This window comes from Psychrobacter jeotgali (genome assembly GCF_904846315.1).
Taxonomy (GTDB): Bacteria; Pseudomonadota; Gammaproteobacteria; order Pseudomonadales; family Moraxellaceae; genus Psychrobacter; species Psychrobacter jeotgali.
Map to the genome: position 1 here is coordinate 2,904,458 of NZ_CAJHAF010000001.1, position 12,176 is coordinate 2,916,633.

Genomic DNA, 12,176 nt, shown 5'->3' on the forward strand with positions numbered 1-12,176 from the left:
AGAGCCGCTAAGCGTAAAGGGTTTAAAAACGACCTTGCTGCTGCCATCTACTTTTATAAGTTCAGCTGTACTCCCTAATATTTAATAATATCGAGGTAATTCCTATGGCACAGATATCCGCCAAAATGGTAAAAGAATTGCGCGACCGTACTGGTCTTGGCATGATGGAATGTAAAAAAGCACTAGAAGCCGCAAATGGTGATGTGGAAGTAGCTATCGACAATCTACGTAAGTCAGGTCAAGCAAAAGCGGCTAAGAAAGCTGGTAATATCGCTGCTGACGGCGCTATCGTTATCGCTCAAAAAGACAATAAAGCATTCTTGTTAGAAGTAAACTGCCAGACTGACTTTGTTGCTAAAGATGATAACTTTACTGCTTTTGCAGAAAAAGTAGCTAATATCGCTCTAGAAAACAACGCTACTGATGTAGCCGCTATCGCTGAACTTCCTTATGGTGATGGTCAAACGGTTGAAGAAGCTCGTGTATCTTTGGTACAAAAGATCGGCGAAAACATCCAAGTACGCCGTGTTGAAACGATCGAAGGTGATAACCTTGCATCATATCGTCACGGTCTACGTATCGGTGTAGTGGTATCTTTTGAAGGCGGCACTGCAGAAACAGGTAAAAACCTAGCTATGCACATTGCTGCATTCAACCCAGTAGCGGTTGATGATGAAGACGTAGCTGCTGATGTATTAGCACGCGAAAAAGATATCATCGAAGCCAAAGCTAAAGAATCTGGCAAGCCTGATAACATCGTTGAAAAAATGATTGAAGGTGGTCTACGTAAATACCTAGACGAAGTGACTTTACTACGTCAGCCTTATGTTATGGACAACGATAAAAAAGTTGGTGACGTTCTAAAAAGCGAGGGCGTGAAAGTTCTTGGTTTCAAACGTTTAGAAGTAGGCGAAGGCATCGAGAAGAAGCAAGAAGACTTTGCTGCTGAAGTTGCTGCTGCTCAAGCATCAGCCAATCAGTAAATAAAACCTAGCACTTATAGTAAACCTAAAAAAGCCCGTTATTATTAACGGGCTTTTTTAGGTTTATCGAAACTTAGATCTATCGAAACTATAATGCTTACTAAATAAAAGGGATACGCTAGATTATAACGCAAGACTGGGACAAGTTTTTCTTGCGTGCTGTGTCTACGCTGACAGAGGCTGCGCAAAACCTATCCCAGTCTTGCTATATCCTTTTTACATCGACCTGATTGTATTATCAATTATAGTATTAACTTAGCGTAAGGCGGCAAAAGCTGAATTGGCGTAGCTAGCGTTATTATTGCTGGTACCATAGCTGACGGTCTGCATGCCATTATCGAGCGGGCTACCGGCATTATTCACATTTATGCCACCACTCGTTAACCCAGCATCGTTTTTGTATAAGCTATGATAGCGGCTCATTACTTTTTTGACATAATTACGGGTTTCTTTAAAGGGTGGGATACCATTATATTTATCAACGTTACCTTCGCCAGCGTTGTAGCCAGCGATGGCAAACTCAATATTGTTATTGAATCGGCGCATGAGCCAAGCAATATATTTGGCTGAGCCTTCTATATTTTCGGCAGGGCTCCATGGATTATTGACCTTAAAGCGGCGGGCAGTAGCAGGCATTAACTGCATCAAGCCTTGAGCACCAACTGGTGAGCGAGCGTTAGGGTTGAAGGCTGATTCAGTATGCATCATTGCTTTCATTAAAGCAGGATCAACACCGTGACGTAATGCTGAAGCGCTAATATAGGTATCGTAAGCATTACGGCTAGCGCTTCTACTAGCGCTACTATTACCATAATTGCTGTTATTAGAGTCATTAGCACTATTGTAGTTACTAGAATCTTTATAATAGGTAGATTTTACTTTTTTGGTAAATTTATCAAAATTGCCGGTTGGATTAATATTAGTAAGGAGTACTTGGCCCGTTTGATCTTTATAAATATACATGTTGCCTGCTTGAGCACTTACCGCCAAGCTAGAGAGAACAAGAGTACTTAAGAGCATAGAAGGGATAAAGCGGCTAAATAGAGGGTTAATATTTATCATAAAGAAATCACTTATCATCAAATAATAGCAATTTAATTTGCTAGTAGGCGGCTTACAGTCGTCACGGTCTATCGATATGAATAAAATATTTAACAATGGCTATTTTTCCTCCTTTTTTCACTAAGGAGGTGGTCATTTTAGCCATTATTCAGGGATACAAAAGATAACAGTTACTTACTATAGCATAAAATAAGTGCTTTACTTCAAGTCATTTAAATCAATCGGCAGGTGGGTTTTTTGATCATAACTTCTATCTTGCAGTAGATTTTGTGTGATATGAGTAAGCAGCTATGGGGTTTTGTCTAACGATTAACTCATCAAAGCACTAATAAAGATAGGCACCCAAACAGCGGTAATGAGTCCATTGACTGCTAGACCAAAGGCAGCATAGCGACCTGCTGTGGGACTTATTTGCCAAGCTTCAACAGTACCAAAAGCATGAGCCGCCAGTCCCAAAGCCAAGCCTTTAGCACGGTCATCATTAATACCACGAAATAAAAACCGCCCCATAGCGCCGCCTATCAAGCCCGATACGATAATAATCAAATTGGCCATAGCGAGCGGCGCTTGAATCAGGTCAGCGACACTAAGACCAATAGGGGTGGTGACAGAGCGAGTAGCAAAGGCAAGGATAGTGTCTTGGCTCAAGGAGAATAAATAGGCCAGTGACATGGGCAACAGCGCTCCAACCACGCTAGCTATCAGTACAATGATAGATAAGCGTTTAACGGGTAAGCCTTTAAAGTTCATAGCCGCCAAAGGAATAGCTAATAAGACGGTGACATAGCCCAGTAAACGATCAAACACTGGCTTAGCAACACTATAATAGTGCTCATAATCCCACTGTAGAATAAATAAAAATACGATGACCAACACTAGAGCAGTGATAACCATCGGCAATCCCACTAGCTTCTTTGCTAATATTCTGGCAATGACGTGGGCGGCTAGGGTCAATAAAATGGCGGCAAAAGTAGCCATTATTACACTATCAAAATGCATGGCTATCCCTTCTGCTCAGTGATGTTGTTGGTATTTTGAGTTTTATCTTTATCATCGGTATCGTTTAACCAACGATTAGCAAGTATGGCTAGCCCCCACAGCGGTATCAAGGTACTAATGAGCATAGTTATCATGATGCCCCAGAACTCATCACCTAACGCAAATAACAATAATCCTGCGCCCGCAGAGACTGGTAAAAATGCAAAACCACTATCTACGAGCAAAGTGTTACTGGCTCTAGTTAGCCAAGCTGGTAACCCTATAAGCATTCGCCATGCCATTAAAATAAAGAACATCGCTACTAAGCCCACGATATTAGCTGCCTTTTCAATACCTGCCCATTGACAGATAATGAGTGCTGATTCGCGCACCACAACGATCATTATGAGTGTCAAGACTAGCGCCACCCAAAGAGGCAAGTCAGAGTGAGAGGTGGATTTCATAAGCGATCCCTGCCGGATAGTAATCAGTAAACTTAATCAATAAAGCGTAACGGAAAGTAATGTATTTTATATAGTCAACTCAAATAAAACTGACATATTTAGCCACGTGCTACTGGTATTGATTTTACTTGCGTGCTGTGTTGTTGCAGCCAGAGGCTGCGCAAAATTAATACCAGTAGCACTGAGTTGTAACACTTTTAAAGTGAATCAGCTATAGAGACCCATAGCAAATAGGGTTTGATTATATACATAATAAACAAACTTCGATACCCTGCTCGATAGTCAGAGCTGACCGCAGGGTAACGAAGTTTGCGATTAGGCAGGGGAGTATTACTATCGAGGCTTAATAGAATGATAAAGAAAATGGCTTATACCAGCTAGGAGCAGCGTGTATAAACCATATTCAATTTAACTTATTCGATTTGACTTATTGGCGGTAAATTGACAACCACTATAGTGCGATTGATTAGATATAAGCAGATAAGTAATTAATCATATGATTCGATATCAGAATCGAGTTCTTGGTGCTGATCATCGAAGATTTCTGTACTCTCAGTGTCAACAGCATCATCACTATCTAGCATATTATCCTGAACTTGACCCTCTTCGCTAGACTCTTCAAAAGGCTCTAATACTGGCATTAAAAGGGTCGCTTGCGCCAAAGGTAATACCTCCATCGGTGATAAGTTGGCTTGACCCAATAACTGCTTTAACCGATCACTTGGCAAACGAATCGTTAGAATTTCATGACCGGTATCATCATAGCTCTCCTCGAGTATAACCTCCAGCTCATATAAAGTGTTTTTGAGTTGACCCGCATCATAGGGCAGGGTTAGATCAAAAGTCGTTAAAGTACCAGTAAGCAGCTGCTGGACGGCGAGTGATAACTCTTCCATACCTAGATTGTCTCTAGAGGAAACATAGACCCGATTGGGCTCGCTTTCACTAGCATAACCGATATGCGGAGGTTCACCGGTAAGATCTATCTTGTTATAGACGTTGAGCACTGGTACATCATTATCAATCTCTGCCAGTACGTCTTTTACCGCTTGGATTTGCTCATGCATATCTTCACTTGAGGAATCAATGACATGTAATAGCAAGTCCGCCTCCAAGGTCTCTTCTAAAGTCGCATGGAAAGACTCAACTAATTCGTGCGGCAAATGACGGACAAAACCTACGGTATCAACCAGTACTACCCGCCCAACACCTTGCCAGTCTAAGCGGCGTAATGTCGGATCTAGGGTCGCAAATAGCTTATCAGCGGCATAGATATTTTCATCGACTAAGCGATTGAACAAGGTGGACTTGCCAGCGTTGGTATACCCTACTAAAGAAACAGTAGGAACATCGGATTTGCGCCGGCGGGCTCGACCTTGTGCTCGAGTTTGTTTGACCTTATCCAGTCGAGTTTTGAGTTGGGTAACTCTCGTTTGTAATAAACGGCGATCTGTTTCAAGCTGGGTCTCACCAGGACCACGCAGACCGATACCACCTTTTTGACGTTCCAAATGCGTCCAACCTCTTACCAGTCGGGTCGATAAGTGATTCAACTGGGCCAGCTCAACTTGTAGCTTACCTTCATAAGTACGTGCACGCTGGGCAAAGATATCTAAAATCAAACCAGTACGATCAAGGACACGGCACTGCACCAATCTCTCAAGGTTACGCTCTTGTGAGGGCGATAAGCTGTGATTGAACAGCACGATATCAGCGTCGTGCATCCGTACTAATTCTGCGATTTCTTCTGCTTTACCGCTACCGACAAAGTATTTGGCATCAGGTTTTAAACGTGAGCCACTAACTAGTGCCAATTGATTGGCACCTGCTGATGCTGCTAACAATTCAAATTCGCCTAAATCATCAGGATCTTGGATTTGGCGGATGTCTAAATGGACTAAAATGGCGCGCTCGCCACCTTCGTGTCTTTCAAAATATTCCAAAGATTATCACCTATAAATAATGTAAATAAATCGCTACTATTTATGTCATGTTATGTCATGAGATATTAAAATTATCATCAGGGTAGCGTTAAGATGTCTATCTATATGCAGGCTTATGACTTGATATTAAAGCGTATAAAGCCAATTAACGCTAGTTTTATGTTACAGAGAGGTCTGTTTGACCTATAAAAGCCATTGAGTGAACAAATCGTCACTGAATTGCAGAATTTTGCTATACTTATTTCATTTTTATAGCTATATCATTAATAGCTGTCTCAACCAATAATGCATCTAATTAAAAACATCTAAGGTCAAAAAAGGAGTACTAATGCGCCAAATTAAGTCACGCTTTTCACTTAAACGTCAGTTAGGTCGTGGTAAGCAAATTGCTGGTATGACCACTACTATCGCTGGGGGTCTACGTACTGCTCAGCGTATAGGCGCTTTTCAAGAGCCTCCGCGCGAGACGTTGCCACGTTATATTCAGACCTTTTGCCGTAAAATGACAGGCTCTTTTGGTATTAAAGTTATACCAGTAGAGCCTGTACCGCAGCATCATGGTTTGTGGGTATCCAATCATGTGTCATGGATGGATATTCCAGTAGTCGGCAGCGTGAGTCCGGCGTTCTTTTTGTCTAAAGCAGAAATTGGCGATTGGCCTATATTTGGTAAGCTTGCTCATGCTGCAGGTACGGTGTTTATCCAGCGGGGGTCGGGTGATGCAGGGTCAGTAGCTTCACAGATTGCTAACTTTTTAACGGAAGGGTTTTCAGTAGTATTCTTTCCTGAAGCAACCACTACAGATGGTAAAAAGATGAAGCGCATTCACGGTACTTTATTGCAAGCAGCTATAGATGCTGACGTACCTATTCAGCCTATGGTATTGGCTTATGTGAATAAAGACGGCACGCTAAGTGACAAGTTACCGTACTATGGCAAATTGACGATGAAAGAGAGCCTGAAAAAGGTGCTCGATAGCAAGGATGTCACCGCTTATGTGCTACCTCTTGAGCCGATAGATCCAAAGGATCGTAGCAAGAGCGAGCTGACTGATTTACTACAAAAGCGTATGCAAGAAGGTCTAGCAGAGCTACATGCGCGAGTATTAACGCCATCATCCTAAGTTAGAAAAACAAGTTACCTTTATCAATAGGTATGAAATCAAATAAAAATAAAGGGGCGCAAATTTTTAATTTGCGCCCCTTTCATATCAGTTAAGTTACTTATATAAATGAGCTAACCTTAAGGAGACGGATTGGGCTGGCAGGTATGCACAGCTTCTATAGCGTCAAGGACGTCGGTGCTCAGGGTTAAGTTGATGCTGTCTATATTGGACTTGAGCTGCTCGGTATTGGTAGCACCAATGATATTGCTGGTGACAAATGAGCGTGAATTCACAAAGGCTAAGGCCATCTGCGCCATATCCAGTCCGGCATTAGCGGCAATCTTGGCGTACTCAGCAGTCGCTGCTTTGGCTTGCTCATTAACATAACGCTGGAAACGATCATACATGGTCAAACGCGCACCAGCCGGACGTTTTCCATCGAGATATTTACCCGATAATACTCCAAAGCCGAGCGGTGAGTAGGCGAGTAGACCGACGTTTTCACGATGGGCAATCTCCGCCATGCCCACTTCATATAAACGATTAAGCAGGCTATAAGGATTTTGCACCGTGATGGGCGCTAGCAGACCATTTTTGTCCGCCTCCCAAAGATAACGCATCAGTCCCCAAGCGGTATCGTTTGAGAGCCCATAAGCACGTATGCGCCCTTTTTTAATCTCATCATTGAGCGCTTGGATGGTTTCTAAAAAGGGCGTTAAATCGTCCAACGACTGCGCTGCCATCTCTTCATTATAACCCCGCTGACTAAAAAAGTTTGCTTGGCGCTCAGGCCAATGTAATTGATAAACATCAATATAATCGGTTTGCAGACGCTCGAGGTTACCATCGATAGCGCTACTTATCTGCTCAGCGCTATAGCGACTTTGTCCATCACGCAAAAAGCTCATCGGCGACATTTTACTGGCAAGAATGACTTTGTCACGCTGCTTGGTCTTGGCAAACCACGTACCGATATGACGCTCGGTATCGCCTTGTTTATCTGCCGCTGGCGGTGAGGGGTACATCTCCGCAGTATCCCAAAAGTTAACCCCTTCCGCTAACGCCATATCCATCTGGGCGTGGGCTTCGCTCTCGTCATTCTGCTGTCCCCAAGTCATCGTTCCTAAGCAAATTTTGGAAACCTTTTCATTAATTTGTGGCAAAGTTGCATATTGCATGTCTTTATCCTTTTATTTTTGGTTTTATTCTAATCGAGCCACTATCTACATGAGCTGCACGCCAGTAACGCCGGGCGGGGTCACTTTAAAGATTTTTACTTTAAATAATACCGCTTGACCGGCTAAAGGATGGTTAAAATCCACTTCAATTTCGTCATCATCAATGGCGCTGATGGTGCCCGGTAGCGTGTTTTTACCTTTATCTTCAAATTCAACCAACATGCCCACCTCAGGATTGTCAGCGACGAGCGCAAATTGAGGGCGGCTAAAATGCTGCACATTTTCAGGATTCCACTCACCAAAAGCTTGTTCAGGATCAAGGTGCGCCGTACGAGTGTCGCCTGCCCGCAAATTCATTAAAACTTGTTCAAAACCGGGCAACAAGCTTTCATCACCGATGGTTAAAGTCACAGGATTATCACGGCTAAAGGTTGAATCAATCACCGTACCATTTTCTAGTGACACTTCAAAATGTAGTTTTACCAGACTGCCATAAGCGATACGTGTATCTTCATTGGGATTGATAAATTCGGGTGAGTTTTTAGATGAAGTCATAGTTAACAGCCATTCGTTGATAGAGGAAGAAGATGTTATTAAATTTATATCAGCTAAGAAATGATAAGCCAAATAATCAGTGCTGTAAGCGTCAATAATGTAACCTAAATAGTGTACTATATTTAGTGAATCTAGATAAGGTAAGCGTAGTATGGCTACTAAACACCAAGCAACGGCTCAACCCGCCTTGCAACAAGGGACAATTGAAAAATGGCGAGATGATAAAGGCTTTGGCTTTATTGAAACTCAAAGCGGCGAGTCAGTTTTTTTTCATATCAGCGAATTTAAAGCGCGGCGGCGTCCAGAGGTAGGTGAGCCCGTGGTTTTCTCATTTGGGCAAGACAATCAAGGCCGGATGCAAGCTCAAAGGGTACAAGAGCTGAGTTTTGTACAACAGCAGATGGCCCAAAAGAACCAACAAATTCGCCAGCGTAATAAAAAAAGAAACGCTCAAGCGGACTTTGAATCCGGTCAAAAGAAACGATTGTTTCTCGGCGCAGGCTTTTACGCGGTATTAGCACTACTGGCGTTTATGGGTGATATTAGCTGGCTGGTGGTCGCTTGGTATGCAGCGTTAGGACTTATCACTTATGCCATGTATGCCAAAGATAAGGCTGCTGCACAAAATAACGATTGGCGCACTCCTGAATCGACATTGCATCTATTAAGTGCGCTTGGCGGTTGGGTGGGGGCGCTGACCGCTCAGACCTATCTGCGTCATAAATCGCAAAAGCCTGAGTTTCGGATGGCTTATTATTTGACCGTTATTATTAATTTAGCAGGATTGCTATTTATAATAGCGGGCGGCGGCTTAGATGTTTTGGAGAGTTTATTGTAGGTGGTCATTTATTCAATGGGTCTCTAAAATCTGCTTATAAATCGCAGCATCATCAGCCGAAAAACAGCAAAAGACAACTTCACGAATTGAGAAGTCGGCTGTTTTTTCTAAACTCTTTTGGATGTATTCTTGAACCGTATCGATAGCAACTTTAGTAGCTTTATCCATTGGATAACCATAGACGCCGGTGCTAATAGCTGGGAAAGCAATGCTGGAGATGGCATTTTCCACGGCTAAATCTAACGAGCTTCGATAACAGCTAGCCAGCAATGCTTGTTCATTATCATTGCCACCATGCCAAACCGGACCTACGGTATGAATCACATATTTTGAGGGTAGGTTGAACGCTGGACTTATCTTGGCATCGCCAGTCGCGCAGCCGTTTAAGCCACGGCAGTATTCAAGCAATTCAGGACCTGCTGCCCGATGAATTGCGCCATCGACACCGCCGCCGCCAAGCAGGCTTGAATTGGCAGCATTGACAATCGCATCGACTTCTAAGGTGGTAATATCCTCCTGTAATACTGATAAGGTAACTTCTGCTTTACTCTGATTGCTAGAAGCTGAAATTTGCTTTTGAGCAATGGGTTTTTTTTGAAGTGATGGCATAGAGATGTTCTCCTTATTATTCAACCGTATTTTTCTTAATAACATTCTTTCATTACTTATTTTAGATTATTTTCTCTCTGTGCTTGTATGTTGTATGGTGATAATAAGTTTCACTTTATAAATGCCATTACTAACACCTTTATTCAATTCGTAAACGCTTCTTTTAAAATAATATATTATTACATATAATATTATTGTATATCCTATAATATAGGTATAGATAGTTTAAAGGTAGACAGGGCTAATAGTTCTACTATTGACGCTAAAAGCAGTTAAGTAAAGAGTTGGAGGTAACTATGACCAAGCGAATTGAAGTTGATGTAGCGATTATTGGGGCTGGTACAGGGGGTATGTATGCTTTAAGAGAAGTACGCCGAGCTAATAAAAGTTTTGTATTAATTGATAAAGGACCACTTGGAACGACTTGTGCACGTGTGGGCTGCATGCCCTCAAAAGTGGCATTACATATTGCTGAATACTGGAGCTCAAAAAAAGAGTTCCCACGTTATGGAATAAGCGGTGCAGAGCATTTACGGTTAGATAGTGCTAAGGCTTGGCAGGCATTACGCGAGCAGCGGGATCAGTTTGCAGATAGTGCCGCTGGGAATGCCAAGAAAGGCGCAGGCAAGCATTTAATAATGGGAGAGGCACGCTTTTTAGAGCCAACTTTGCTAGAAGTTGAACAGGCCTCAGGTACTCAGCAAGTCAAAGCTAAGTCAGTGATTATTGCCAACGGTTCGCGTCCTGTGATGCCTAGGTTCTTAGAGCCATTTAGCGAGCATTGTATTACCACGGATGAGTTTTTTGAGATGGAGAAGCTACCTAAATCTATTGGCATTTTAGGGTTAGGGGCGATTGGTTTAGAGATGGGTTTAGCGCTGGCGCGTTTAGGGGTAGAAGTGCACGGTGCTGATATGGCGCAGACCGTTGCTGGCATTAGTGACCCTGAGGTAAGCGATATAGCTTTGGCAGAGTTTGCCAAAGAAATACACTTGTATTTGGGAGCGCCAGCAGAATTGGTCGAAGCTGAACAAGGGGTTGTACTCAAAGCAGGAGATAAGCAGGTTCAAGTAGACAAAGTGCTGGTAGCTCTAGGGCGTCGTCCTAATACTGATCAGCTCAACTTAGCTGAAGCAGGTTTTGAGCTGGATGCGCTTGGTCAACCGCTATTCAATGTAAACACCTTACAACTAGGTACACATCCAGTATTTATAGTAGGAGATGTGAATGGCTATCGTCCTTTAATGCATGAGGCTGCTGATGAAGGCGCTATGGCGGGTTACAATGCGGTACAAAATGAACCCATTGCCTTCAAGCGTAAAACGCCATTTGCTATAGCTTTTACTAATCCAGATGTGATTAGCGTTGGTACACGTTTTGATGAGTTGAATAAGGATGAGGTTTTAATTGGTACAGCCTTAAGTCAAGCTAACGGTCGCAGCCGAGTGCTAACTGATCGCGAGGGTATCCTACGTCTCTATGCTGACAAAAGCAGTGGCAAACTATTAGGTGCAAGTATGATCGGTGTGCGTGGCGAACATGTGGCGCAGCTATTAGTTTTGGCAATTGAACGCGGAGAAACAGCACATTCTTTATTACAAATGCCGTTTTATCATCCAGTAGTAGAAGAGATTATTCAAAGTGCTTTACAGGATATCGTCCGTAAAATCCCTGATGCAGCGGGCTTGCCCTTTGGTTTGGCTTTGGCTGAATAATGAATGTTTAATCAACAGCTTTAACGAAACAGTAGCCCGTTGTTAACTGATAGTTGACAATGGGCTTTTTTAATCCTGCTATCATAGTAGGGTATTTGATAGAACTATTTAAATAACTAAAGTGAATTTATAAAACAGGAGAAGATTATGAGTAATGAAACTGACGTTAATCTAAAACAAGATATCTTTACCGCGTTAATTGAAAAACATGAAATTCAGCGTGACTTGTGCGATAAGCTCGAAAAAGCAGAGAGCGATGCACAGCGTAAAGCGGTTTATGAAGATCTAAAACTAGAGCTGCAAGCACATGCCGCCGCTGAAGAGCGTCATCTCTATATTCCGGTCATGCAGCACGATGATGGGCTTGATTTATCTCGTCATGCTATCACTGAGCATCACGAAATGGATGAGATGATGGAGACTCTAGATGATGGTCGTATTGGCAAAGAGAAGTGGGATCAAACTTGCGCCGATCTGATTCATAAAGTACGTCACCATCTAAAAGAAGAGGAAAATGAGTTCTTCAAGCAGGCTAGAAAGATTTTAGACGAAGATCTACAGCAGCGTCTTGGTGCTCTTTATCAAGTTGAACATGCTGAGTTTGAGCAGACCCATGCAGATAAATAATTATTGAATCAAAAGGTTTACCCATAAAAATAGCCACTACGAATAGTGGCTATTTTTATGGGTAATGCTCAGTAACTCATTGGCTAAAAATGCTGGGCTTTGAATTGCCTGAGCAGGTT

12 protein-coding genes are annotated in these 12,176 nt (G+C 42.6%); 5 read left to right on the top strand and 7 right to left on the bottom strand.

Features of this window, described 5'->3' with window-relative positions; all coding sequences use genetic code 11:
- The first annotated feature begins 104 nt into the window (after positions 1-104).
- Positions 105-983, top strand: coding sequence for a translation elongation factor Ts (tsf, locus tag JMX18_RS12045; RefSeq protein WP_201587964.1), 879 nt, complete (start codon positions 105-107; stop codon positions 981-983).
- A 255-nt stretch (positions 984-1,238) separates the two neighbouring features.
- Here tsf and JMX18_RS12050 read toward each other — a convergent pair whose 3' ends face one another.
- The 4 genes from JMX18_RS12050 to hflX form a co-directional block, all read right to left on the bottom strand.
- Positions 1,239-2,045, bottom strand: a complete 807-nt coding sequence (locus JMX18_RS12050) for a lytic transglycosylase domain-containing protein (protein WP_201587965.1) — start codon at positions 2,043-2,045, stop codon at positions 1,239-1,241.
- Between the two features lie 309 nt (positions 2,046-2,354).
- On the bottom strand, positions 2,355-3,044 hold the full coding sequence (locus JMX18_RS12055) for an LrgB family protein (RefSeq protein WP_201587967.1): 690 nt from the start codon (positions 3,042-3,044) through the stop codon (positions 2,355-2,357).
- A 2-nt stretch (positions 3,045-3,046) separates the two neighbouring features.
- Positions 3,047-3,487: a CidA/LrgA family protein gene (locus tag JMX18_RS12060; protein WP_201587969.1), complete on the bottom strand. Its 441-nt coding sequence runs from the start codon at positions 3,485-3,487 to the stop codon at positions 3,047-3,049.
- A 488-nt stretch (positions 3,488-3,975) separates the two neighbouring features.
- On the bottom strand, positions 3,976-5,430 hold the full coding sequence (gene hflX, locus JMX18_RS12065) for a ribosome rescue GTPase HflX (RefSeq protein ID WP_201587971.1): 1,455 nt from the start codon (positions 5,428-5,430) through the stop codon (positions 3,976-3,978).
- Positions 5,431-5,758: 328 nt separating this feature from the next.
- Between hflX and JMX18_RS12070 the strand changes: the two genes are divergently transcribed.
- Entirely contained in the window at positions 5,759-6,553 is a 795-nt protein-coding gene (locus JMX18_RS12070; protein ID WP_201587973.1) for a lysophospholipid acyltransferase family protein, read from the top strand.
- Positions 6,554-6,672: 119 nt separating this feature from the next.
- Here the strand turns inward: JMX18_RS12070 and JMX18_RS12075 are convergent, their stop codons facing one another.
- Positions 6,673-7,713, bottom strand: coding sequence for an aldo/keto reductase (locus JMX18_RS12075; RefSeq protein WP_201587975.1), 1,041 nt, complete (start codon positions 7,711-7,713; stop codon positions 6,673-6,675).
- Positions 7,714-7,758: 45 nt separating this feature from the next.
- On the bottom strand, positions 7,759-8,268 hold the full coding sequence (locus tag JMX18_RS12080; protein ID WP_201587977.1) for an FKBP-type peptidyl-prolyl cis-trans isomerase: 510 nt from the start codon (positions 8,266-8,268) through the stop codon (positions 7,759-7,761).
- Between the two features lie 151 nt (positions 8,269-8,419).
- On the opposite strand from JMX18_RS12080, the gene JMX18_RS12085 reads away from it, so the two are divergent.
- Positions 8,420-9,106: a DUF1294 domain-containing protein gene (locus JMX18_RS12085; RefSeq protein ID WP_201587979.1), complete on the top strand. Its 687-nt coding sequence runs from the start codon at positions 8,420-8,422 to the stop codon at positions 9,104-9,106.
- 12 nt (positions 9,107-9,118) lie between these two features.
- On the opposite strand, the gene JMX18_RS12090 is transcribed toward JMX18_RS12085, so the two are convergent.
- On the bottom strand, positions 9,119-9,715 hold the full coding sequence (locus JMX18_RS12090) for an O-acetyl-ADP-ribose deacetylase (protein WP_201587982.1): 597 nt from the start codon (positions 9,713-9,715) through the stop codon (positions 9,119-9,121).
- 296 nt (positions 9,716-10,011) lie between these two features.
- Between JMX18_RS12090 and JMX18_RS12095 the strand changes: the two genes are divergently transcribed.
- Complete coding sequence (locus JMX18_RS12095) at positions 10,012-11,430, top strand: dihydrolipoyl dehydrogenase (RefSeq protein ID WP_201587983.1); 1,419 nt, start codon at positions 10,012-10,014, stop codon at positions 11,428-11,430.
- A 147-nt stretch (positions 11,431-11,577) separates the two neighbouring features.
- Positions 11,578-12,057 (top strand): hemerythrin domain-containing protein, encoded by a 480-nt coding sequence (locus JMX18_RS12100; protein ID WP_201587984.1) that lies wholly within the window; start codon positions 11,578-11,580, stop codon positions 12,055-12,057.
- Positions 12,058-12,176: the final 119 nt, after the last annotated feature.